This window comes from Winogradskyella sp. A2, from assembly GCF_046762865.1.
In the GTDB taxonomy this organism is placed as follows: Bacteria; Bacteroidota; Bacteroidia; order Flavobacteriales; family Flavobacteriaceae; genus Winogradskyella.
Map to the genome: position 1 here is coordinate 22976 of NZ_JBKQXM010000004.1, position 25583 is coordinate 48558.

24 protein-coding genes are annotated in these 25583 nt (G+C 32.9%); 18 read left to right on the plus strand and 6 right to left on the minus strand.

What is annotated here, in order from left to right; all coding sequences use genetic code 11:
* Positions 1-43: 43 nt before the first annotated feature.
* The 3 genes from ACFWV9_RS08645 to ACFWV9_RS08655 are packed head-to-tail and all read right to left on the minus strand — an operon-like array spanning position 44 to position 2111.
* A complete protein-coding gene (locus ACFWV9_RS08645) occupies positions 44-655 on the minus strand; it encodes an HAD family hydrolase (protein ID WP_411894810.1) in 612 nt (203 codons plus the stop codon).
* On the minus strand, positions 648-1652 hold the full coding sequence (gene ribD, locus ACFWV9_RS08650) for a bifunctional diaminohydroxyphosphoribosylaminopyrimidine deaminase/5-amino-6-(5-phosphoribosylamino)uracil reductase RibD (RefSeq protein ID WP_411894811.1): 1005 nt from the start codon (positions 1650-1652) through the stop codon (positions 648-650). Before ribD ends, ACFWV9_RS08645 begins: the two co-directional genes overlap by 8 nt.
* Positions 1653-2111: a hypothetical protein gene (locus ACFWV9_RS08655; protein WP_411894812.1), complete on the minus strand. Its 459-nt coding sequence runs from the start codon at positions 2109-2111 to the stop codon at positions 1653-1655.
* 61 nt (positions 2112-2172) lie between these two features.
* On the opposite strand from ACFWV9_RS08655, the gene ACFWV9_RS08660 reads away from it, so the two are divergent.
* The 5 genes from ACFWV9_RS08660 (at position 2173) to ACFWV9_RS08680 (ending at position 6956) form a co-directional block, all read left to right on the plus strand.
* Entirely contained in the window at positions 2173-2664 is a 492-nt protein-coding gene (locus tag ACFWV9_RS08660) for a GNAT family N-acetyltransferase (protein WP_411894813.1), read from the plus strand.
* A gap of 1 nt (position 2665) precedes the next feature.
* A complete protein-coding gene (prmC, locus tag ACFWV9_RS08665) occupies positions 2666-3535 on the plus strand; it encodes a peptide chain release factor N(5)-glutamine methyltransferase (RefSeq protein ID WP_411894814.1) in 870 nt (289 codons plus the stop codon).
* 1 nt (position 3536) lies between these two features.
* Entirely contained in the window at positions 3537-4118 is a 582-nt protein-coding gene (locus ACFWV9_RS08670) for a TIGR00730 family Rossman fold protein (protein ID WP_411894815.1), read from the plus strand.
* 2 nt (positions 4119-4120) lie between these two features.
* On the plus strand, positions 4121-6115 hold the full coding sequence (gene ligA, locus ACFWV9_RS08675) for an NAD-dependent DNA ligase LigA (protein WP_411894816.1): 1995 nt from the start codon (positions 4121-4123) through the stop codon (positions 6113-6115).
* Between the two features lie 103 nt (positions 6116-6218).
* Complete coding sequence (locus ACFWV9_RS08680; RefSeq protein WP_411894817.1) at positions 6219-6956, plus strand: hypothetical protein; 738 nt, start codon at positions 6219-6221, stop codon at positions 6954-6956.
* On the opposite strand, the gene ACFWV9_RS08685 is transcribed toward ACFWV9_RS08680, so the two are convergent.
* The 3 genes from ACFWV9_RS08685 to ACFWV9_RS08695 are packed head-to-tail and all read right to left on the minus strand — an operon-like array spanning position 6953 to position 9075.
* Complete coding sequence (locus ACFWV9_RS08685; RefSeq protein ID WP_411894818.1) at positions 6953-7336, minus strand: DoxX family membrane protein; 384 nt, start codon at positions 7334-7336, stop codon at positions 6953-6955. The genes ACFWV9_RS08680 and ACFWV9_RS08685 overlap by 4 nt on opposite strands.
* Positions 7337-7395: 59 nt before the next feature.
* Positions 7396-8310 carry a bifunctional metallophosphatase/5'-nucleotidase gene (locus tag ACFWV9_RS08690; protein ID WP_411894819.1) on the minus strand — a complete coding sequence of 305 codons (915 nt, stop codon included), beginning with the start codon at positions 8308-8310 and terminating at the stop codon, positions 7396-7398.
* Positions 8311-8313: 3 nt separating this feature from the next.
* The gene (locus tag ACFWV9_RS08695; protein WP_411895196.1) at positions 8314-9075 is read right to left on the minus strand and encodes a 5'-nucleotidase C-terminal domain-containing protein; all 762 of its coding nucleotides are present in this window, start codon (positions 9073-9075) and stop codon (positions 8314-8316) included.
* A gap of 70 nt (positions 9076-9145) precedes the next feature.
* Between ACFWV9_RS08695 and ACFWV9_RS08700 the strand changes: the two genes are divergently transcribed.
* The 13 genes from ACFWV9_RS08700 to ACFWV9_RS08760 all read left to right on the plus strand — a co-directional run bounded on the left by ACFWV9_RS08700 (position 9146) and on the right by ACFWV9_RS08760 (position 25558).
* On the plus strand, positions 9146-9664 hold the full coding sequence (locus tag ACFWV9_RS08700; protein ID WP_411894820.1) for a DUF6913 domain-containing protein: 519 nt from the start codon (positions 9146-9148) through the stop codon (positions 9662-9664).
* Positions 9664-10548 carry a 4-hydroxy-tetrahydrodipicolinate synthase gene (gene dapA, locus ACFWV9_RS08705; RefSeq protein WP_411894821.1) on the plus strand — a complete coding sequence of 295 codons (885 nt, stop codon included), beginning with the start codon at positions 9664-9666 and terminating at the stop codon, positions 10546-10548. The genes ACFWV9_RS08700 and dapA overlap by 1 nt, the downstream gene beginning before the upstream one ends.
* A 108-nt stretch (positions 10549-10656) precedes the next feature.
* Complete coding sequence (locus tag ACFWV9_RS08710; protein WP_411894822.1) at positions 10657-11454, plus strand: outer membrane protein assembly factor BamD; 798 nt, start codon at positions 10657-10659, stop codon at positions 11452-11454.
* Positions 11455-11478: 24 nt separating this feature from the next.
* Positions 11479-11805, plus strand: a complete 327-nt coding sequence (locus tag ACFWV9_RS08715; protein ID WP_224477701.1) for a DNA-directed RNA polymerase subunit omega — start codon at positions 11479-11481, stop codon at positions 11803-11805.
* 6 nt (positions 11806-11811) lie between these two features.
* On the plus strand, positions 11812-13023 hold the full coding sequence (coaBC, locus tag ACFWV9_RS08720) for a bifunctional phosphopantothenoylcysteine decarboxylase/phosphopantothenate--cysteine ligase CoaBC (RefSeq protein WP_411894823.1): 1212 nt from the start codon (positions 11812-11814) through the stop codon (positions 13021-13023).
* On the plus strand, positions 13016-13903 hold the full coding sequence (locus ACFWV9_RS08725; RefSeq protein WP_411894824.1) for a DUF4835 family protein: 888 nt from the start codon (positions 13016-13018) through the stop codon (positions 13901-13903). Before coaBC ends, ACFWV9_RS08725 begins: the two co-directional genes overlap by 8 nt.
* A 113-nt stretch (positions 13904-14016) precedes the next feature.
* Positions 14017-15669 carry a DNA repair protein RecN gene (gene recN, locus ACFWV9_RS08730; protein WP_411894825.1) on the plus strand — a complete coding sequence of 551 codons (1653 nt, stop codon included), beginning with the start codon at positions 14017-14019 and terminating at the stop codon, positions 15667-15669.
* Between the two features lie 50 nt (positions 15670-15719).
* Positions 15720-16535, plus strand: coding sequence for an enoyl-ACP reductase (locus tag ACFWV9_RS08735; RefSeq protein ID WP_411894826.1), 816 nt, complete (start codon positions 15720-15722; stop codon positions 16533-16535).
* A 196-nt stretch (positions 16536-16731) separates the two neighbouring features.
* On the plus strand, positions 16732-18201 hold the full coding sequence (locus ACFWV9_RS08740; protein WP_411894827.1) for a T9SS type A sorting domain-containing protein: 1470 nt from the start codon (positions 16732-16734) through the stop codon (positions 18199-18201).
* A gap of 83 nt (positions 18202-18284) precedes the next feature.
* The gene (locus tag ACFWV9_RS08745) at positions 18285-19988 is read left to right on the plus strand and encodes an FG-GAP-like repeat-containing protein (RefSeq protein ID WP_411894828.1); all 1704 of its coding nucleotides are present in this window, start codon (positions 18285-18287) and stop codon (positions 19986-19988) included.
* A gap of 189 nt (positions 19989-20177) precedes the next feature.
* A complete protein-coding gene (locus tag ACFWV9_RS08750) occupies positions 20178-22025 on the plus strand; it encodes a choice-of-anchor J domain-containing protein (protein WP_411894829.1) in 1848 nt (615 codons plus the stop codon).
* A 137-nt stretch (positions 22026-22162) separates the two neighbouring features.
* On the plus strand, positions 22163-23824 hold the full coding sequence (locus tag ACFWV9_RS08755) for an FG-GAP-like repeat-containing protein (protein ID WP_411894830.1): 1662 nt from the start codon (positions 22163-22165) through the stop codon (positions 23822-23824).
* Between the two features lie 33 nt (positions 23825-23857).
* Positions 23858-25558 (plus strand): FG-GAP-like repeat-containing protein, encoded by a 1701-nt coding sequence (locus ACFWV9_RS08760; protein ID WP_411894831.1) that lies wholly within the window; start codon positions 23858-23860, stop codon positions 25556-25558.
* Positions 25559-25583: the final 25 nt, after the last annotated feature.

Sequence of the window (25583 nt, forward strand, 5' to 3'; positions counted from 1 at the left end):
ATAAAAATACCTGTAGATGATAATATGCTTAGAATTAAATAGATCAAAAGAGCTCTTTGTTAATTTCAAATAGGCTTGTAATATCTTCTTTGGTTTCGTCTATTGTCCAAATATGAAATCCCATGGCTTTTGCTGTATCTGTATTTTCTTTAGTATCGTCAATAAACAAACATTCATCAGGTCTCAAATTGTTTTGTGTCAGAACGAACTCAAAGATTTCTTTTTCTGGTTTTCTCAATTGAATTTCATGAGATAAGTAAAACTGATCAAAACAGTTTTTAAAATCTTCATAAAAATTAAAATGTTGCCTTATGTGTTCAATATGTAATTCATTAGTGTTGCTTAATAAAACTAGCTTATAGCTACTCTGATTTGATAGAGCTTTGATAAATTCTAATCGGTATTTCGGGAAGTCCTTTAAGATATGATTCCATGCATTGACAATATCCTTTTTACTTAAATATGGAAACTTTGATTTATAAAATTCAATGAATTGGGAGGTATTTATATTACCAGTTTCAAACTTTAAATTAGCTTCGAGCATGTCGTTTTCAAAGGATTCAAGTTGAAATAGTTTTAATGCATTCTCCATGGCACCTTGCTTATCTAAATTGATAAAAACATCACCAAAATCAAATATTAATGTTTTAATCATTTACAAGGATCTTTAATGTATCATTCAAAATTTTGGTTTCAGAAACCAATTCTCCTTTTAATTTTGGAGCTTGTAAGCCATTATTAAACTGAATGTCTCCAGTGAATATTCTAGCTTCATCCCAAAGCCCTTCATCGATAAACGTTTGAAGTGTTTTTGCACCACCTTCAATAATTATTGAATTAATATTTTTATTATATAAAAATTGACAAACCTGATTTGCAACTGGTTTTTCAAAATCAATTATTGAACTTGATATAACAAGAGTTTTTGCTCGATCATTGAAAACTGAAAAGTTATGACTTAGATTTTCATTTATATCAGTAACGACTCTTACGGGATTTTGCCCATCCCAATCCCTAACGGTGAGGCTAGGATTATCTTCCTTTACAGTATTAGTGCCTACTAAAATGGCCTGTTCCTCGGCGCGCCATTTGTGAACTAACTGTCTGGAGTATTGGTTTGTAATCCAAACCGGTTTTTGCTCGTTTTTAGTTATAGGAGCAATAAATCCATCACTAGTTTCTGCCCATTTTAATATAATATAGGGTCTTTTTTCATTATGAAAGGTAAAAAACCTTTTATGATGCTTTTTGCACATATCTTCGAGTATACCGACTGTAACATTGCATCCAGAAGCTTTTAATTTGGCAATACCTTTTCCTGCTACTTCAGGGTTATCGTCTATACAGCCAATTACTACTTTTGGAATTATATGATCTATGATTAAGTCACTACAAGGTGGTGTTTTCCCAAAATGACTGCATGGTTCAAGCGTAACATATAAAATACTCTCAGCAAGTTTGCTTTTGTCTTTAACAGATTTAATGGCATTTACTTCTGCATGTGCACCACCATAAGGATTTGTATAACCCTCTCCAATAATATTGTTATCATGTACTATTACTGAACCAACCATTGGATTAGGTCTTGAAGTCCCTAATGCATTAACGGCAATCTGTAAGCAACGTTTTATGTAATATTCGTGTTTTTTCAATTACAATTTTACTTTGATTATTTGTTCTTCATCAATGGTATATGAAGAGGAATAGCCAAACACTTTATAGTCAATTTCACCATTATATCTAACCTTTAATTGTTGAGAAATTAAACTACTTATTAGACCACCTAAGCTATTTTTATCAACAAGGCTATCAGTCGCAACTGAAACAATTAAAGGTATGGTGAAATCATTTTTTGATGGTACATCAAATTCTTCAGATACAATGGTAGCAACTTCAGTCTCATTTATATATACTCTTAGGCCATCTGTTTTTAGTTTGCCACCAACATCATTTGGGTTTTTAAACATCGCATCAGTGCTTAGCGTTATAGCATCTGCATTTGCGTCAATAACTTTTATATTATTTAGTCCAATAAACTGTGGTTTTTCTGTTATAGAGCAGTTGAAAAGTAGTGTAAAAAATGATAAAAACAGTAAAATTCTTTTTGTCATAAAATGAGAAATATAGCTATCTTCATACCGAAACAATTTCAGTATTAAAATTAAAAATTAAGTGCATAAAGATACTATTGTTATTCGAGAAATAGAACTCAAGGATGATGCTAAAATAGCTGAGGCAATTAGATCAGTATTAATAGAAATGGGTGTACCTAAAGTAGGTACTGCTTATGAGGACAAAGCGTTAGATTGCATGACGGAAACATATAGAGAGCCTCGAAAGGCGTATTTTGTAGTAGCTCAAGGTGAGGATATTATTGGTGGTGCTGGGATTTCGCCACTTGATAATTATAAAGGTAATATATGCGAATTACAGAAAATGTATTTTATGCCAGAAGCAAGGGGTAAAGGATTAGGGAGTAAAATGATGGAAAAATGTTTGAATTTTGCAAAACAAGCTGGTTTTGAACAGTGTTACTTGGAGACTATGCCTTATATGGATGATGCACGCAAACTTTATAGAAAAGTTGGCTTTGAGAGTATAGAGAAACCAATGGGTGATACTGGACATTATTCATGTTCTGTGTGGATGCTTAAAGACTTGTAATTTGAGAGCACTTGACCTTAAAAATATTTTCCATCAAGAACTTGATGTAATTTACGGCAAGAATGAAGTTGAAAACTTCTTCTTTATATGTTTAGAATACTATCTCAATATCCCTAGGTTTCAATTGGCATTAAACCCTGAGTTAACCCTAACAAAATCTGAAACAGATACATTCTTTATTGTATTAGAAGCACTTAAGCAACAAAAACCTATTCAATATATACTTGGTGAAACTGAGTTCTTTGGATTAAAAATAAAGGTTAATAGACATGTTTTAATTCCAAGGCAAGAGACTGAAGAGTTGGTGGATTGGATTATAAGAAACCAATCCTTTGATGAACACGAAATTTTAAATATTTTAGATATAGGCACAGGTAGTGGTTGTATAGCAATAAGTTTGGCAAAAAACTTAACGAATGCCAATGTTTATGCGTTAGATATTAGTAACGAAGCATTGAAGGTTGCGTCAATAAATGCAGATTTAAATGAAGTCGAGATTAGCTTCACCAAAGCTAATATTCTAGATGAGACTTCTCATGATTCAGTAATGTCTAATGAAGAATTTGATATTATTGTATCAAACCCACCTTATGTTAGAAACTCTGAAAAAGAGGAAATTAAGCCAAATGTATTAGAGAATGAACCACACCTTGCACTTTTTGTAGATGATGATGATCCATTGATATTTTATAGAGTAATAACTGCGTTTGCGAACAAAAAATTAAAAAAAGGAGGTCAGTTATATTTTGAAATTAACCAGTATCTTGGTGAGGAAACAAAACAACTTTTAATAGATGCTGGATTTAAAGATATTGAGCTATTAGAAGATTTAAATTCGAACCTAAGAATGTTGAAAGGAATAAAGATTTAGTATGAAGAGTATATCTGTTTTTTGTGGTAGTAGCGAAGGTAATAATAAAGTAATTGTTGATACTGCCTATAAGTTAGGTTCAGTTTTAGCCAATAGAGATATCACTTTAGTATACGGTGCTGCAAAGATTGGAATAATGGGAAAGGTAGCTCAAGGGACTATAGATCATAAAGGTAGAACAATTGGTGTAATACCAAATTTCTTGAGAACGAAGGAGATTGTAAACAATGAGTTAACGGAACTTATAATAACTCAAAATATGCACGATAGAAAAGTTATTATGTATGAAAAAAGCGAGGGTTTTATGATTATACCTGGAGGTTTTGGTACAATGGATGAATTTTTTGAAATTACCACTTGGGGTCAACTAGGATTGCATACTAAACCTATAGGAATCTTAAACGTTAACGGATACTATGACTCATTAATAATGCAGTGTAAAGTGATGGTAAAACAAGGGTTTTTAAAACAAGAAAATCTTGAAGCTGTAGTTATAGACTCAACTATTGACGGTTTATTAAATAAAATGAATAACTATAAACCGCTACCGGCACCAAAATGGTTGAACAAAGAAGGACTTTAAAAATGAATATAGAATTAAGAATCGAAGAGTTAAGGGACGAGCTTCGTCAACACAACTATAATTATTACATACTTGATAATCCAATAATCAGTGATTATGAATTTGATATGAAGTTAAAGGAACTTCAAGATTTGGAAGAGAAACATCCAGAGTTTTTTGATGCCAATTCACCTACGCAACGAGTTGGTGGTACCATTACCAAGAACTTTAATACAGTTGTTCATGATTTTAGAATGTACTCTTTGGATAATTCTTATTCAAAAGAAGATTTGCTAGACTGGGAAACTCGTATTAAAAAACTTGTAGATGGGAAGGTGCAATATACATGTGAATTAAAGTATGATGGTGCTTCTATGAATTTGACATACGAAAATGGAAGATTTATCAGAGCAGTTACAAGAGGTGACGGTGTGCAAGGAGATGAGGTAACAGCAAATGTCAAAACTATTAATACGGTTCCGCTACAATTAAAAGGAGATTTTCCAGATAGATTTGATATTAGAGGGGAAATTGTATTACCAATTGCTGGTTTTTTAAAAATGAACGAAGAGCGAATAGCAAATGATGAAGAACCATATAGAAATCCGAGGAACACAGCATCTGGAAGTTTAAAATTACAAGATAGCTCTGAGGTTGCAAAGCGTCCATTAGAATGTCTATTATATAGTATAAAAGGAAATAGCCTCAATGTTAATACACAATTTGAAGGATTAGAAAAGGCAAGAGAATGGGGCTTTAAGGTGCCAAAGGAAGCTAAATTGGTTAACTCTATAGATGAGGTATTAGAATATGTGGCTCATTGGGATGAACATAGACACAATTTACCATTTGAAATTGATGGAGTAGTGGTTAAGGTTAATAGTTTGTACCAACAGGATGAATTAGGATTTACCGCAAAGGCTCCTCGTTGGGCAATGGCCTATAAGTTTAAGGCAGAGCAAGTTTCAACCAAATTAAATGAAATAACATATCAAGTTGGTAGAACAGGAGCAATTACACCAGTTGCCAATTTAGAGCCAGTACAGTTAGCTGGTACAATTGTTAAGCGTGCTTCCTTGCACAATGCTGATCAGATTGAAAAACTTGATATTAGAGAAGGTGATACGGTATTTGTAGAAAAAGGAGGTGAAATAATTCCAAAAATAATTGCAGTTGATTTTACCAAGCGACCATTAGACTCAAGACCAACTGAATATATTACAAAATGCCCAGAGTGTGATACGGAACTTATTAGGTTGGAAGGTGAAGCAAAGCACTATTGCCCTAATTATAATGGATGTCCACCACAGGTTATAGGTCGTATTCAACATTATATTTCCAGAAAAGCAACGGATATTGAAGGACTAGGAGGTGAAACCGTGGCATTATTGGTTAATGAAGGATTAATTAATAATTACTCAGACTTATATGAGTTGACTGTAGATCAAGTTATTCCTTTAGAAAGAATGGCAGAAAAAAGTGCTGAAAATTTAATTAGTGGAATAGAAGCTTCAAAGCAAATACCATTTGAAAGGGTTTTGTTTGCTCTAGGTATCAGATATGTCGGTGAAACAGTTGCGAAAAAATTGGCTAAACAATATAAATCAATTGATGCCCTAATGTTTGCAACTTTGTTGGATTTGGTGACCGTTGATGAAATTGGAGAACGAATTGCTGAAAGTGTAGTAGAGTTTTTCTCGTCTGAAGAAAACAGAAATAACATAGAACGTTTGAGAAAGTTTGGAGTGCAATTAGAAATATCTGCGGAAAAGTTAGCTAACCAAACAGATAAATTAAAAGGACAAGCATTTGTTGTCTCAGGTGTTTTTGAAAAAGTCTCGAGAAATGAACTCAAAAAACTCATAGAAGATAATGGTGGAAAAGTGTCATCTTCCATCTCTTCAAAGACAAGTTTTGTGGTCGCAGGAGATAAAATGGGACCAAGTAAACGCATAAAAGCCGAAAATTTAAATATTCCAATCCTTTCCGAGTATGCGTTTTTAGAGCTATTGAAATAAATTCCTACAGAAAAATAAGTGTTTTATCGATAAAAAGCATTTTTTTACCGTTTAATTGTAAAATAATTTTATATTTGTTTTATTAACTAGGGATTAATTTATAATGTTCAGTAAAATTATTAAAGTACTGTTGCTTTTACTCGGTGGTGTATTCATCGTTTTTCAAGGTATGGCCTTTCAATTAGAAGGTGCTGCCGTAAGTGCCGGTATTCTTGTTTTATTAACGATACTTTATTGTGGCTGGACCACCAATAAAAGTATATATTTTTTCTGGTTTCTAGTATTATATACCATTGGTCATGTCCTCAGTTATTCTGCTTGGTATGGTCCAAATTTATATGAAGGTGATATAGATTATATTTATTATGTCGCCAATATGCTTTTCATATTATCATATATATTTTTAATGCTGAAGATATTAACTCAGCTGAATTTCAAATCTGTTTTTTCTCAGTTAGCAATACCAATATTCATTCTTGTGGTCTTAGATATTTTTTGCGTTTCGTTAGTAACTGCAACAACAGAAAATGTATTAAATACCTATGAATATTCTTTAGAATACACATACAATGCAGTTGTTATGACACTATTATCAATTGCCTTAATCAATTATATGTATAGAAATGATACCAAATCTATGATGTTCTTGATGGGATCTATTTGTATTGTTTTCTCTGAAATAATACAATTAGCATATTTCTATGTCATGGAAGATAAAATGCTTGGATTTATCTATTCCTTCTTTTTAGTTGTAGCATTTATCTTCTTTTACATGCAGTCACAAATTGAATTTACTGGTCCTGATGAACCATTTTATTCTGATGAGCATGCTGAGGCTTAGTTATTTTTAAAAAAAGGAATATTTCTTTTTTCTGAATAAAGAACTATTGAGCTTAATACAAACGTAATAATTGCAGTAAAAAATAACACACCACCATCATCTTTCACCTCAATACCTAATTCTGTTAGATGCATAACAATTGCACCAGCCATTATACCTAAAGCTAAAGAAGCACCTAGCCAGATTGTTTTCGGAACAAGCAATAAGATTCCAGCTATTAATTCTGCAATACCAATTCCAACTCTACCGAACGGCTCTAGGCCAACAGTTTCAAATATATAAACGCTATCTGGATGTGCAGTAAACTTAAATCGGAGTGTCTGAATTAAAATTATTGCCACAGCTATTCGTAAAACCAGAAATATTTTATCAAACTTCATAAAGATTTGACTTAATTATGAGGTTTTAGACGACAACTAAAAAATAACTTACAAAATAGTTATACAATTATGGAAGTACCTTTTGCCTGCATTTCTTTGCCTGGTTCAAAATAAAAATCAATTTGTCCTAGATAGAGTCCATAAGCTCCAACTTGATTAACCAGAACATTTTTACCGTCACTGTTTTTTTCAATTGTTGGCTTTGGCAAGAATGTATGAGTATGCCCACCAATAATTAGGTCAATGTCTTTTGTGGCTCTAGCCAAATTTAGATCAGATACTTTTTTAGGAAATTTTTTATAAAAATAACCAATATGAGACAAGCAGACAACCAAGTCACAGTTCTGTTCGGTTTTTAAGACATGTGACATATCTTGTGCAATTTCTATAGGATCGTTGTAAATAGTTTCCTTATACATTCTTTTGTCAACTAATCCATCAAGTTTTATACCTAGTCCAAAAACACCAATTTTAATACCATCACGCACAAATATTTTATAAGGTTTTACATGAGTATCCATTACGGTATTTGAGAAATCATAATTTGCTGAAACAAATTCAAAATCAGCATGTGGTAATTGAGCATATAGTCCTTCGATTCCGTTATCAAAATCATGATTACCTATGGTAGCTAAATCATATTTGAGCATGCTCATTAGCTTAAATTCTAGCTCTCCACCATAATAATTGAAATATGGTGTACCTTGAAAAATATCACCAGCATCTAATAATAGTGTATTCGGATTTTCTTGTCTGATTGATTCGACTATAGTTGCACGCCTTGCGATACCACCTTTATTAGCATTTCTACCATCATTTGGTCCAAAAGGATCTATATGACTGTGTACATCATTTGTGTGCAGAATCGTTATTCGCTTTCGTTTTTTGCTTTGAAAGGATTGTAGGCCTAATCCACCTAAACCAACTAAAGCTGTTGCTACAGAAGATTGCTTTATAAATGTTCTTCTTTTCATCTTCTATTTTTTTAGTTGAATAAACCTGTTGTCAATGACTGGCTTTATGGTGTCTTTTTTCTTAAAATAATCAATTAAGACATTTCTTATTTTATAGTCTAGTACATACAAACTATCATTAGGTTGAAAAAAGGTCATTTTATCACCACCATTGTATAAATAATCATTGGTGGCAACATAATAAGTTCTGTTTTTATCAATAGGTTGATTATTAATACTAGCATCTACTAGTTCAAAGCCTGGGTTTAGAGTTATTTGCACATGTTTTGATAATGGATGCGCACGTTTTGCCAAGGATAAGTATTTCAGCATTTCATGAATCTGTATTCCTTTTAATGCAACAACTACAGTAGAATTTTCAAAAGGCATAACCTTATAAGCGGTTCTTGTTGTGATATTTCCTTCAGGTATAATGGATCTAATACCACCGTGATTTAAGATTACAAAATCTATATTTTTACCCGTACGTTTATTAAAAACAGGATTCGCCTCTTCAAACACAGCATCGGCCATTAAATTTCCAATTGCAGTATTAAATTCACCATCTGTTTTTGAATATGTGTCTGGTGCATAAGAAATAACACTATCAAGATTCTTAATTACATTTTCTCTGTAAGGTTTAATGAATTCTTCTATGGATTCATTACCAGAGATTTCATCATTAATTTCAATTCTCTTGCCTTCAATTTTATTTAAATGAAAATCTTTATTGCATGAAAATAAAACCATAATAAAAAAGAACAGTATAACATGTTTTACAGACATTTTATTTCTTATCAAGAGTTTATGAAAATATGTTTATGCTTTTGCTAAATTTGCACAAAGTCAAAAATAAATGATTTTAAAGGCATTTAAGACAAAATCAAATCAAAAATATGTTAATTCATTGCTTCAGGCACGCAAGGCATATGTTAATAGCAATAAAGTAAAGACTATTGCTGTTTTGCTAAATATTGATGAATTTGATGAATTTGAAATGTTTAGAGCCTTATTTAAAGAACTCAATCTTACATCGCCAAAGCACAAAATAGTTGCTTTTACAGATGATGACAAGTTTGAAGGAAGCCAATGGGAAACTTTTTTTAGTCCAAAAGATATTGGTTGGAAAGGGAAGATAAACAACATAGATTTGAAGTCATTTATTGATGAGGATCACGACGTTCTAATTAGCTATTACAAGGCGGATAATGTATTGTTAAATTTAATCACTGCATCTTCAAAGGCCAATTTAAAAGTTGGATTGACAAGAACTGATGAGCGTTTGTATGATTTAATTATAGATGTAAATCCAAGTGAATTTGAGACTTTCAAAATAGAATTTAGAAAATATTTAAACATTTTAAATAAATTATAATGACCCAATTTGTAGGTACAGGTGTTGCATTAATCACACCGTTTAAAGAAGATTTAAGCATTGATTTTGATGCTCTAGAGAGATTGGTAGAATACAATATTAAAAATGGTGTAGAGTACCTTGTTATTAGTGGAACCACGGGAGAAAGTGTCACCATTTCATCTGATGAGAAGAAAGCATTGATTGAATTTATTGCTAGTGTAAATAAAGGAAGGTTACCACTTGTTTTGGGAATAGGAGGCAATAATACTTCTTCAATTATTAATGAAATAAAAAGCACGGATTTTACTCAAATCGATGCAATATTATCAGTTTCGCCTTATTATAGTAAACCCACTCAAGAAGGAATTTATCAGCATTTTAAAGCAATTTCGGAGGTGTCACCTCTTCCAATTATTTTATACAATGTTCCTGGTAGGACCTCAAAGAATATTGAACCAGAGACAACAATTAGACTTGCAAATGACTTTGACAATATAATCGGAGTAAAGGAAGCAGGTAATAATGTGCATCAATATTTAGAATTGCTTAGAACAAAACCGGACGATTTTCTAGTAATATCTGGAGATGATGATTTAGCACTTGGTGTAGCCTTGGCTGGAGGGTCTGGTGTAATCTCAGTAATTGGACAAGGATTACCCCAAGAATTTTCAGAAATGATAAGATTGGGAATTGCAGGTAAGGCAAAACAAGCCTATGATATTCATTATAAACTTATGCCTATTACGGCAATGATATTTGCAGAGAACAATCCTGCAGGAATTAAAGCTGTTTTAAAAGGGATAGGTGTTTCTCAATTACATGTGCGTTTACCGCTTGTAATAGCTACAAAATCTCTTCAAAATCAAATTAAAAAAGAGTTGAAATTTTTAGGTAAAAGTTAAACTTAGATTAAATTACTTTAATACCTGTTAGTATGGGCTATTTTAGCATTTAATTTTTGTTTTCAAAATCCGTTAATAATGTGTACTTTTGCCATCTGTTTAAAATTTATGAAAAGAGCATTTTATATAGTATTTATAGCAATTTTAGTGACCTCTTGTAGTGATTACCAAAAGATGTTGAAATCTGAGAGTACTGCGGAGAAGTTTAAATTTGCAACTGATCTCTATGAAGAAGGTAAATATGCAAAAGCATATAGATTGTTCGAACAAATTCTTCCAGCTTATAGAGGTAAACCACAAGCAGAAAAATTAACCTTTATGCATGCTAATTGTTCTTATGAACTTAAGGACTATTATATATCGAGTTACCATTTTGATAAGTTTGTAGACATATATCCTAGTAGTGAAAAAGCTGAGGAAGCCGCGTTTTTGGCAGCCAAAGGGTATTATCATAACTCACCAATTTTCACCAAAGAACAAAAGGAAACTGTTGAAGCGATTGAAAAACTTCAATTGTTTATTAATCTTTACCCAACATCTGGCTATGTAGCTGATGCTAATAAACTCATAAACGAATTAGATTTTAAACTTGAGAAGAAAGCCTTTGAGATTGCCAAACAGTATAACCTAATTACTGATTACAAGGCTTCGATCAAGTCATTTAATAACTTTTTATTGGAGTTTCCAGGAACTTCCTTAAGAGAAGATGCTATGTTTTACAGATTTGATTCAGCATATAAGTTAGCGGCATTAAGTATTGATCGATTAAAAGAAGGACGCGTTAGTGACGCAGTCAGTTATTTTAATTCACTCAATAAAGCTTATCCAGAATCAAAATATTTGGATGAAGCTACAATTATGAAAGAAGAATTATTAAACGGAAATAGTACGATAGTACAGAAATAACGAAAAGTTAATCATTTATAGAAGATGGATTTAAAAAAGACAGATGCACCAGTAACTACAGTTACTTACAATAGAAACGTTGTAGATGCCCCAACAAACAACATCTATGAAGCAATTTCGGTAATTGCAAAACGTGCAGAACAAATTAACACAGACATAAGACGTGAGTTAATTGATAAGTTGGAAGAGTTTGCAACTTATAACGACAGTCTTGAGGAAATTTTTGAAAACAAAGAGCAAATAGAAGTTTCTAAGTTTTACGAAAAGTTACCAAAGCCACACGCACTAGCTGTAAAGGAGTGGTTAGATGATAAAATATATCACAGAAATACTGAGGATACTCAGCAATAATCTTCAATGTCTATTTTAAAGGACAAAAACATTTTATTAGGCATTACTGCTGGTATTGCCGCATATAAATCGGCTAGTTTAGTCCGGTTATTTATAAAAGCAGGTGCTAACGTTAAAGTGGTTATGACACCTGCTTCTAAGGATTTTATTACACCGCTTACACTTTCCACACTATCTAAAAACCCTGTCTATTCTTCATTTGTAGATGAAGATGATGATAATCAGGTATGGAATAACCATGTTGATCTAGGTCTTTGGGCAGATTTATTTGTTATAGCACCAGCTACTGCAAATACATTGGCTAAAATGGCACATGGAGGTTGTGATAATATACTGTTAGCTACTTATTTGTCAGCAAAATGCCCTGTATATTTTGCACCAGCAATGGATTTAGACATGTACAAGCATCAGTCTACTAAGGCATCCTTTGACAAATTAATTACATATGGTAATAAGATGATTCCTGCTGGCACTGGTGAACTGGCTAGTGGATTGGTTGGTGAAGGAAGAATGGCTGAGCCGGAAGATATTGTAAGTTTTATAAGTAATGATATACTTGAACAATTACCTTTAAATGGTAAGAATGTCTTGATTACTGCTGGGCCAACATATGAGGCATTAGATCCTGTCAGATTTATAGGAAATCATTCTAGTGGTAAAATGGGATTTGAAATAGCAAAATCTGCTGCTAATTTGGGAGCAAACGTAACTTTAGTGACAGGTCCTACGCATCAAAGTATTAATCATAGTCATGTAAATATTAAGCCGGTTGTTAGTGCTGAAGAAATGTATAACGAGGTTCATAACAATTTTAATGACACAGATATTGCAATACTTTCGGCGGCAGTTGCAGATTATAAGCCAAAAAACGTTGCGAGTAAAAAAATAAAAAAGAAGGATTCGACGTTTACAATAGAGTTGGAAAAAACAAAGGATATTCTAAAGTCATTAGGGGAAGAAAAATCTAATCAGTTTTTAGTTGGCTTTGCACTAGAGACTAACAATGAATTAGAAAATGCAAAAGGAAAGCTAAGATCAAAAAATCTTGATTTAATAGTTTTAAACTCATTACAAGATAAAGGTGCAGGTTTTGGAGTATCCACAAATAAAGTTACATTTATAACATCTACAAACGAGGTTATTGAACATAAATTGAAATCAAAAGCTGAGGTAGCAAATGATTTAATGCAACAAATACTGAAACAATTACATGCGTAAACTTGCAGTTTTATTTACCCTATTTTTTACCACAGGTGTATTAGCACAAGAATTAAATTGTACCGTGACTGTTATTGCACAGCAAACCGGTAATGACAACAATGTTGTATTTAGGAATTTGGAAAAGCAACTCAATGAATTTATCAGCAATACCCAATGGACGGATAAGAACTTTAATCAGCAAGAACGTATAGATTGTAATATGGTCATCAATGTCCAAGAGTACAATAACGACTTATTTGCTGCCACGCTCCAGGTTTCCTCCTCTAGACCGGTTTATAACTCAACTTATAATACACCAGTTTATAATTATAATGATAGGAGTTTCAACTTTCAATATTTAGAATTTCAAAACTTGGTTTACAATCCAATTCAGTTTGAATCTAATTTAATCTCTGTTTTGGCTTTTCATGTGTACATGATATTAGGTATGGATGCTGATACATTTGCATTAAATGGTGGTAGCGAATACTTTAAGCAAGCACAGACTATTGCTAACTATTCTCAACAACTAAATGGGCAAGGGTGGAAACTTGAAGATGGACTGCAATCTAGATTTGCGTTGATTGATAACTTAATGTCGCCAACATTTAAGGAGTTTAGAACCACTATGTACGAATATCATATCAATGGATTGGACCTAATGCATGAGGATACTAAGAAAGGAAAAACTAAGGTTACTTCTGTTTTAGAAGAATTACAGAAAATTCATAGGAGACGTCCAAATTCATTTTTAATGCGTGTATTCTTTGATGCTAAGTCAGATGAAATAATGGATATTTTATCTGGTGGACCTAGCGTAAACATTGCCGACAGTATGGATATCTTAAATAGAATAGCACCTACATATTCTCAAAAATGGCGTAATATAAAATTCTAAATGCTCTTGGCGATCAGAATAATTTTTCCCATATAAATACTGCATAACTTTTTTAGCAATGCCCTTAATATAAAAATCGAAACTATTAATTTTGTTATTACAAATAGTAGAGTTTGTTATCATCATTACATATCCGAAATTTTGCGCTTATTGATGAGCTTAATGTAGACTTTAATAATGGCTTTACCATTATTACTGGTGAAACAGGAGCAGGTAAGTCTATATTGTTAGGTGGTTTAAGCCTAGTGCTTGGCAAACGTGCAGATTTAAGCCAGATAAAAAACAAGGATGAAAAGTGTGTAATTGAGGCAATTTTTGATATTGCAAAGTACAATCTGAAAGGCCTTTTTAACACCTTAGATTTAGACTTTGATGTTCAAACAATTATTAGGAGAGAGATTTTGCCTTCAGGTAAATCTAGGGCTTTTATAAATGACACGCCAGTAACATTAGATAGTTTAGTTGCACTTAGTGAGCATCTTATTGATATTCACTCGCAACATCAAACGCAGCAACTCACAGAAGACTCCTATCAATTTCAAGTTATTGATGCATTGGCAGGAAACAAAAATGTATTGATTGAATATTCTTCAGAATTAAGGACGTATAAATTACTAGATAAGGAATTAGAAGAATTAAGGTTGTCAAAATCAGAATTGATTAAAGAATACGATTATAATTTATTCTTGTTGAAGGAGCTATCTGAAATAGATCTTGATAATTTGGATCTTGAAGATTTAGAATCTCAATTTGAAGCATTAAACAATGTTGAAGACATAAGTGAGAGATTAGGAAATGTACGTTCAATAATCAGTGCTGAAAATTTAGGGCTGACAGACCAATTAAATAATGTAAAACAAGAGCTTACTAGAATCTCTAGTTTTGGTAAGATGTACAATGTTTTATTGGAGCGAATTACAAGTTTAAGTATAGATTTAGAAGATATTTTAGTTGAGTTGGATAACCTTCATGAGAATCTTTCAACTGATCCTCAAGAATTAGAGCAAATTAATTCTCAGCTTCAAATTATTAATAATTTATTTCAGAAACATTCGGTTTCCACAGTAACAGAATTAACCAATATTAGGACTGATTTAAAGTTAAAAGTTGATAATACCGAAAACTTAGATGATTCTATAAAAGAAAAAGAAGGTGAAATCGCTAAGTTAAGAACTGAGCTTGATGTTCTTGCATCAAAAATCAATAAACAACGAAATTCTGCAACACCTATATTGGTTACAAAATTAGAAGCAATTTTGTCGGATTTAGGAATGCCAAATGCGAAATTTAAAATAGATATTACTAGCACTCAGAATTATTTCCAAAATGGAAAAGACACCTTGCAGTTTCTATTTATGGCAAATAAAGGATCTAGTTTTAATACTTTGAAAAAATCAGCCTCTGGCGGTGAGATGTCTAGAATAATGTTGGCGATTAAATCAATTCTTTCAGAATATATTCAATTACCTTCTATTATGTTTGATGAGATTGATACAGGTGTGTCTGGTGAAATCTCAAATAAAATGGGCAGTATAATGAAGCAAATGAGCAAAACTATGCAAGTTTTTTCAATAACACATTTACCTCAGATTGCTGCCAAGGGAGACACACACTTTAAGGTCTTTAAATTAGATAAGGAAAATAAGACCCATACCAATTTAAAGCGGTTAAATGAAGAGGATAGAGTTGTTGAAATTGCGCAAATGTTAGGCGGCATTAATGTTTCAGAATCAGCTATAGCGCATGCTAAACAGTTATTGAATTAATAGTATATTTACAGCCTTAAAAAGAAACTAACTAATTAAAATATAACCATATGTATAACTTACTGAAAGGAAAAAAAGGAATCATATTTGGAGCATTAGATGAAAACTCAATTGCATGGAAAACAGCTGAACGTGTACACGAAGAAGGTGGTGAATTTGTCCTAACAAACGCACCAGTTGCAATGCGAATGGGTCAAATAAATGCTTTGGCAGAAAAAACAGGTTCTCACATAATTCCTGCAGATGCCACATCAGAAGAAGATCTTCAGAATCTTGTTGAAAAATCTATGGAAATTTTAGGAGGAAAGTTAGATTTTGTATTGCATTCTATTGGTATGTCAATTAACGTGAGAAAAGGTAGGGCTTATACAAATCAAAAATATGATTGGACACAAAAGGGAACCGATGTTTCTGCATTGTCATTCCATAAAGTAATGCAAACATTATATAAAGCTGATGCCATGAATGAATGGGGAAGTATAGTTGCTTTAACTTATATGGCGGCGCAACGTGTATTTCCAGATTATAATGATATGGCAGATAACAAGGCCTATTTAGAGAGTATTGCTCGTAGCTTTGGCTATTTCTTTGGTAGAGATAAAAATGTTAGAGTAAATACAATCTCTCAGTCTCCAACACCAACAACTGCGGGTAGTGGTGTGAAGGGGTTTGATGGATTTATTGCATACGCAGAGAAAATGTCACCACTTGGTAACGCAACAGCCATGGACTGTGCAAACTACACTGTTACATTATTTAGTGATCTTACAAAAAGAGTGACACTTCAAAACCTTTATAACGATGGAGGGTTTAGTAATATGGGTGTTAGTGACGAAGTGATGGATGTTTTTATGGACAACGATTAAACGAAATTATTACTCAATTTAAAGCTGTTATATGGATTCTATAACAGCTTTTTTTGTTGATAACATGTTGATTACATTTTATTGATTTGTATTTAATCGATTTATATCGTTTTTTATCGATTTAGGGTAAATGATTGTCAGTGTTCCTGTTTTTTAACATATTTTTAAGGGATTACTAACTTAAATACTAAAATATATGAAAAAAATTACTTTATTTTTCTTAATGGCCTTAATGTGTTCATTCACAGCAATGGCTCAATTTACTTTTCCGCTAGACACTGGTATGTACCAGACAACGGGTCCAACTCCAGTTGTTGTGGCAGTTAATGATGCAGGTAATGCTGCTGGTGTACCTGCAGGTGTTTATGAAACATTTACTGTAACATATGATTGGTCAGATCCAGGTACAAGTGACCCATGGTCTAGTGAAGAAGAACTAGACTTCACAACTACGGCAGGAACAACCAATGTAGATCCACCAACTTCTGGTGGTGCAACTTCAGGAGCTTCAACAACCTTGACTTTTTCAGGTGCTATTCCAGGAGGAGCTTATGATCCTTCCGTTGATGGATTTTTAGAATTAGGCTTATTTAGATCTTATTCTGCGCCAGCAGATATTACAAACATTTCGGTTACTATTACGCCTGCATTACCGGCACCAAACTGTGCAGAAATGCCTATATCTCCAATGGATATGGCAACCGATGTGGCTATTTTCGGAGGTGAACTTACTTTAACTTGGACTGCGCCGTCCGCAGGGCCACCACCAACGGCTTATGAGTTTTTCTTAGGAGATACGCCTGGTTCATTAACAAGTCTTGGTACTACAACAGATACTTTTATAGACTTAGTTAACGTTGCCTTTAACGCACAGTATTATTGGCAGGTTGTTCCTTTGAATGGTGCAGAACCTGCGATAGGCTGCGCAGAGTGGACATTTACAACAGAAATGTTACCACCTCCACCGTCTAATAATGACTGTGCTAATGCGACACCAATAACACCAGGAGCTGTTTTCTCAGAGAATCCTATAGTTGGTACAAACGTTTCGGCAACAGATTCTGGTGAAACTCCTCTTCCAAGCTGTAGTCTTTATGACCCTATAGATCCAGAGGGTTTCGGAGGAGATGTTTGGTATTCGGTTACTGTCCCTGCCGATGGCAATTTAACAATTGAAACCAATGCTGATCCCACAGGGACTGGTGGAGATACTGGTATGTCTGTTTATACAGGATCATGTGGAGCTTTAGCTGAGTTGGAATGTGATGATGACGACTCTCCGGATGGCTTCTTTTCTCAAGTTGTTATTGAACCTGTTGATGGATTGGCTAATCAGGTAGTTTATATAAGAATTTTTGAATATAGCGGAAATAATCCTTTAGCATTTCAAATTTCTGCATATAGCGCAACCTTAAGTAATGATAGTGTTGACAATGAAGCTTCATTCTCTTATTATCCGAATCCGGTTAAAAACACATTAACATTAAACGCTCAAAATAATATTGAGACTGTTAGAATGTATAATATGCTTGGTCAAGAAGTAATGAATGCTAAACCACAAACGGTAGATAGTGAATTAGATATGTCTTCATTAGAAACTGGAACCTATTTTGTACAAGTCACTATTGCTAATGTAACAAAAACAGTAAGAGTAATTAAGCAATAAACTTTAACAATTATTATAAAAAGCCGTTTGAAAAAACGGCTTTTATGTTTTAGCTTCAATTAGTATTTTAAGGGTATATTCAAATGAAAAAATATTTACTTGTTTTAGTTTTCTCTTCTAACTTTTTTTTTGCACAAATTCAATTTAAGGAAAAGGCTCAAGAATTGGGGGTAAATGTTAATTGTGATAATACCTTTTTAGGTAATGGGGTAGCGTTTTTTGATTACGATAATGACGGTTGGGATGATATTACTGTGGCTTCTGTTGAAGGTGACCCAGTTCATTTTTTTAAAAATATTAATGGAAATTTTGTTTACCATAATTTAAATATTGTCAATAATAACCAAAGAAATAAACAAATTAACTGGGTGGATATTGATAATGATGGTGATAATGATCTTTTTATTACTAGCGATAATTCAGGCAACCGATTGTTCGAAAACCTTGGTAATATGATTATGTCCGAGATTACATCAACGTCAGGTATGCTTACAGATATTTTTCCTTATTATGGTGCATCATGGGGAGACTACAATAATGATGGTTATTTAGATGTTTTTATATCCATTCGTGATCAAAATATTCCAAATATTCTCTATAAAAATAATGGAGATAAAACATTTACTTTAGCAAATCTTGAGGCTGGACTTTTAACTACTGGATTTATGTCTTTTTGTTCAGCATTTTTGGATTATGATAATGATGGTGATCAGGATATTTATGTCGCAAATGATAAAGTTAATTATCCTAATTTAATGTATAGAAATAATGGGGATGGAACATTTACCGAAGTCGGTTTAAATACTGGCTCAGGTATTTATGTAGATGCCATGACAGTCACTGTAGAGGATTTAAATAACGACGGTTGGTTAGATATCTATGTGACAAATGATAATGATGATAGTATACTATTAATAAATAACACTGATGGTACTTTTTTAGATTTAGCAAGTTCATATGGAGTAACTTTTAATAGTATCGGTTGGGGTGCTGTGTTTATGGATGCAGAGAATGATATGGATTTAGATCTGTATGTGAGTGGTGGTACAAATGGGGCTTTCCCTCAATATTTATCATCTGCATTTTATGAAAATCAAAATGATGGAACTTTTGATTTAATTAATGGAGCTATTCCCAATGATCTTGCAGAGAGTTATTCTAATGCTATTGGCGATTTAGATAATGATGGGTATTCTGATTTTGTTGTTAATCATATAAATCACAATAATATTTTTATATGGAATAATACCTCACCTCAATCTAATAATTGGTTAAAAGTTAAACTTGAAGGTACAACTAGTAATAGAAATGGAATAGGATCATTTATAGAAATTTCAATAAATGGCAATAAGCAATATCGTTATACTTGCTTAGGAGAGGGGTACCTGTCTCAAAATTCGGCAACAGAACAATTTGGCTTAGGTACTGACACTATGATAGATTATGTTAAAGTAAAATGGTTGAGTGGTAATGAGGATATACTTTATAATATTAGTGCAAATCAAACACTGAACATTGTGGAAGGTTCGTCATTATCTACTGATGAGTTTGATAATTCAGTAGCATTTACTTACTATCCAAACCCAGTTAAAAATACATTAACATTAAATGCTCAAAATAACATTGAAAATGTTAGAATGTATAATATGCTAGGTCAAGAGGTAATGAATGCACAGCCACAAGCTGTAGATAGCGATATTGATGTATCAAGTTTACAAACGGGAACATATTTTGTACAGGTTACTATAGCCAACATTACAAAAACCATTCGTATCATTAAACAATAAATGTTTAATAATAACAAAAAAAAGCCACTGATTGCAGTGGCTTTTTTTTGTTGTAATAAATTATAATTAATTTATTATTTGCGTATTACAACGAAAATATTTACTTTTCGTCGACATAAGTTATTGGTGTAGTAGTACATAATTGCTGATAATATATTCCAAATAAACCATAACTAAAATTTAAGATTTATGAAAAAAATTACTCTTCTAATTCTGTGTTGTTTAGTCTTTACATTTGCTCAGGCACAGATTTTAAGCGAAGATTTCGAAGGCAGTTTCCCACCTTCAGGATGGATAGATATAGCAGGGTCTGGAACCGATGCTGGTAACTTATGGGCCCAAACTACTGAGCGATCTAATAGTCCTTCAAACGCGGCATTTTTTGATGATTTTAATGATCCTAATGATAGGTGGTTAATATCTCCACCACTAAATTTGTCTGCAACAACCAATCCTGTATTATCATATTTTGAGAATGTAGATTTTGCTGGTTTTGCAGTTACACATGATGTTGTTTATTCTACTGACTATTCCGGTTCTGGTGATCCAACAGTAGCTACGTGGACAACCGTTAATGACGTAATTGGTTTGGAAGATACGTGGGTTTCAAATGGCCCTTTCTCTTTACCCGTAAATTCCACTGTTTATGTGGCTTTTCACTATATAGGAAATTTCGCTTCAGGCTGGTACATTGATGATATACTCGTACAAGAATTACCAACAGCACCTAATTGTGTTGAAACACCAATATCTCCTTTAGATTCTGCGGTTGATGTTGTTATTTTTGGTGGGGCGGTAGATTTAACCTGGACAGCTCCATCAACGGGACCAACACCCGATGCATATAATGTGTACTTTGGTGAAACACCCGGATCCTTAACAAATGTTGGGACAGTAACAGGAACTTTGTTTAACGTAACAGGACTTGATTTTAATACAGCTTATTATTGGCAGATAGTACCTTTAAATGGTGGTGTTGAAGCTACTGGTTGTCCAGAGTATAGCTTTACGACTCAAGTAGCACCTCCACCTCCTAATTGTGCTGAGATGCCTATATCGCCAACCGATACGGCATCTGATGTAATTGCTTTTGGTGGTGAATATACATTTACGTGGACCCCACCGTCAACTGGAACACCTGCGGCTGGTTACATATTTTTTATTGGAACTGATCCTGGTGCATTAGTTAATTTAGGAGTTACACCTGATCCGTTTTTTAGTGTCATCAATCTGCAAAATGGTGTAACATACTATTGGCAGATTATACCAACTAATGGTTCTTTAGAGTCTACTGGTTGTGCCGTATATAGTTTTACAACGGAGGCGAATCCTGCACCACCAGTTAATAACGATTGTGCAAATGCTTTGGAATTAACTATTGGAGCTATCTTTTCTGATAATCCAATACTTACAACTAATCAAGGTGCTACAGGTTCGGGAGAATTACCTAATCCATCCTGTAGTACTTATGATCCATTAGATCCTTCTAGTTTAGGTGGCGATCAATGGTTTTGGGCTTTAGTACCACCAGATGGCAACTTAACTATTGCTACGGATTCTAATCCTCCTATACCTAGCGGTGACACTGGTATGAGTATATATACAGGTAATTGTGGATCCCTAGTCGAATTTGAATGTGATGATGATGACGGAGTTGATTTGTTTTCATTAGTTGAAATTGAATCCGCGGATGGGCTTGCTGGTGAAATTGTATATATAAGAGTTTTTGAATTTGCTGGAGACTCTCCTTTAGCCTTTCAGGTATCAGCCTATAGTGCAACCCTAAGCACCCAGAATTTGAATAGTGAAGCAGCATTTACTTACTATCCAATCCCAGTAAAAAATACTCTAACCTTAAACGCTCAAAATAATATTGAGACTGTTAGAATGTATAATATGCTTGGTCAAGAAGTAATGAATGCACAGCCTCAAACTGTAGATAGCGAATTAGATATGTCTAGATTAGAAACTGGTACATATTTCGTTCAAGTAACTATTGCAAATGTTACAAAAACAGTAAGAGTAATAAAACAATAACTTATTCAGTTTATACTTATAAAAAAGCCGTTGAATAACGGCTTTTTTTTATTTCTTTAATTATTCTATTATCTTGAGAAAAAATTGCGCTTTTGATGATGCGGTATGTAATTTTAATAATCTTCTCAATAAACCTTTTGTCTTCTCAAGTCTCTTTTGAAGAGAGTGCGCAAGAATTAGGTATTAATGTTAATTGTGAGTATACATTTCTTGGTAATGGTGTAACCTTCTTTGATTATGACAATGACGGTTGGGATGATATATCCGTGGCAACAGCTTTAGGTGATCCTATTTATTTCTATAAAAACATCAATGGAAATTTTGTCTCTCAGACACTTAATATATCTGACAATAATGCAAGAAACAAGCAAATTAATTGGGTGGATATTGATAATGATGGAGATAACGATCTCTTTATTACCAGTGACAATTCGGGTAATCGGTTATTTGAAAATTTAGGTAATATGATTATGTCTGAAATTACGTCTACATCAGGTATGCTCACTGATAATTTCCCATATTATGGTGCTTCTTGGGGCGACTATAATAATGACGGCTATTTAGACGTATTTATATCAGTACGAGATCCTTTTATTCCAAACATACTTTATAAAAATAATGGAGATAAAACATTCACCTTAGCAAATGTTGAAGCAGGATTGTTAACAGATGGATACATGTCTTTTTGCTCAGCCTTTTTGGACTACGATAATGATGGTGATCAAGATATATACGTGTCTAATGATAAATACCCTAATCCAAATTTAATGTACAGGAATAATGGTGATGGTACATTCACAGAAGTTGGTACTGAAACTGGCACTAATGTAAGTATAGATGCCATGTCGGTAACAGTAGAGGATTTTAATTCTGATGGCTGGTTGGATATATATATTACTAATGACCCAACAAACAATGTACTCTTTGTTAATAATGGTGACGGTACCTTTACAGATATGGCGCAACAATATCAAGTCACATTTAACAGTTCTAGTTGGGGAGCAGTATTTTTAGACGCCGATAATGATAAAGATATAGATTTATATGTAAGTGGCGAAGGTAATGGCACAGCTGCACCATTTATGTCTTCTGCTTTTTATGAGAAAGTGAATACATCATCATTTCAGCTTAATAATAATGCCGTACCTAATGACTATGCTTATAGTTATGGTAATGCGTTGGGTGATACAGATAATGATGGCTATCCGGAAATTGTTGTCAATAATATTGACCATGATAATATTTTCCTTTGGAAAAATAATACGAACTCAAGTAATAATTACCTTAAAGTAAAGCTTGAAGGGACGACAAGTAATAGAAATGGTGTAGGTTCATTTATTGAAATATCCATAAATGGTAATAAACAATATCGTTATACCTGCTTGGGTGAAGGCTATCTGTCTCAAAATTCAGGAACCGAGCAATTTGGTTTAGGTACAGATACTACTATTGATTATGTTAAGGTGACATGGTTAAGCGGGATTGAAGATATTTTTTACAATGTGTCTGCGAACCAAACCCTGAACATTGTTGAGGGTTCCTCGCTTTCCATTTCAGAAGTTGATGATTCCTTAGCTCTAACTTATTTTCCAAACCCAGTAAAAAATATCCTGACTTTCAATGCGCAATACCAAATAGAAGGTGTTAGAATTTATAATATGTTAGGGCAATTGGTTATGTCAACCAAACCTCAGTCGTTGGAGTGTGAGATAGATTTATCAATTTTAGAAGAAGGTCCTTATATGGTGGAAGTTGAGTTTAGGAATGCTCAAAAAACCCTGAGAATAATTAAACAATAATCTGCATTTATAATAAAACCAGTAAACTCAATTATGAAGTTTTATCACTTGACTTTGTGGTTACTATCAATTAACTTTTGCTTTGCACAGATTGCTTTTAACAATCAAGCTGAAGAGCTTGGTGTAGAAATTATTTGTGGTAATACATTATTTGGTAATGGAGTGTCTTTCTTTGATTACGATAATGATGGTTGGGATGATTTAACAGTTGCAACCGCTAATGGTGATCCAATTAGATTTTATAAAAATATCAATGGTAACTTTGTAGAACAAACACTTAATATCTCAAATAATAATTGGAGAAACAAGCAGGTTAATTGGGTTGATATTGATAATGATGGCGACAATGATCTTTTTGTCACTAGTGATACAAATGTGAATAGATTATATGAGAATCTAGGTAATATGATGCTTCAAGACATAACCAATTCATCAGGTATGTTAAATGAAGTATTAGTTACGTATGGTGCGTCTTGGGGAGATTACAATAATGATGGTTATTTGGATGTGTTTCTGTCAAATAGAGATACTACAATACCAAATGTGTTATATAAAAACAACGGAAATAATACCTTTTCACTTGTAAATGCAGAAGTTGGACTTTTATCCACAGGGACACTATCTTTTTGTTCAGCGTTTATTGACTATAATAAGGATGGATTTCAGGATATATATGTGGCAAACGATAAAATTGCTTATGCCAATACTATGTATAAGAATAATGGCGACGGAACATTTACTGAAGTTGGATTAGAAACTGGTACTGATATTACTATTGACGCCATGTCTGTTACCGTAGGTGATTTTAATTCTGATAGTTGGCTAGATATTTATGTTACCAATGACGTAGTTGGTAATGTTTTACTTCAAAATAATGGTGATGGTACTTTTACAGATGTAGCCCAGTTAACAAATACCACAATGAATAGCGTAGCTTGGGGTTCGGTCTTTTTAGATGCCGAGAATGATGGTGATTTAGATATTTACGTTACTGCTGAACATGATGGTTCGGTTTTAGGTTATTTGTCATCAGCATTATTTAGAAATGATAACGGAGAATTTTCACTTGAAAATAACGCCGTACCAGGTGATTTCGCAATTAGCTACTCCAATGCTATAGGAGATACCAATAATGATGGTTATCCAGAAATTTTAGTTAATAATATAAACCATGACAATATATTTCTTTGGAAGAACAATTCTAATACTAGTAACAATTGGTTAAAAGTAAAGTTAGAGGGTACCATTAGTAATAGAAATGGTATTGGCTCATTCATAGAAATTTCAGTTAATGGAGAAAAACAATATAGATATACATTAAGTGGCGAAGGTTATTTGTCCCAGAATTCAGCCAGTGAGTTTTTTGGTATTGGAGACGCCAATTTAATTGACTATGTTAAAGTGAATTGGTTAAGTGGTACCGAAGATATATTTTATAATATTTCACCTAATCAGAATTTAAAAATAGTTGAAGGCAGTTCATTATCTGTTAATGAATTTAATACCAATAAAATCACATTGTATCCAAATCCAACAAGTAACATTCTTAATATTGATTCTTTTAAAATAATTGATAAGCTTGAAGTATTCAATTTATTAGGTGAGAAATATAAGTCAGTTGAACCAAATAGCAAAGATATTTCTTTGGATATTTATCAATTAGGAACAGGTGTTTACTTTATAAGATTATCTTCTCAAAACACACATGAAATAATGAAGTTTATTAAAAAATAAACTTATAGGTTTATTTACCTTTGTA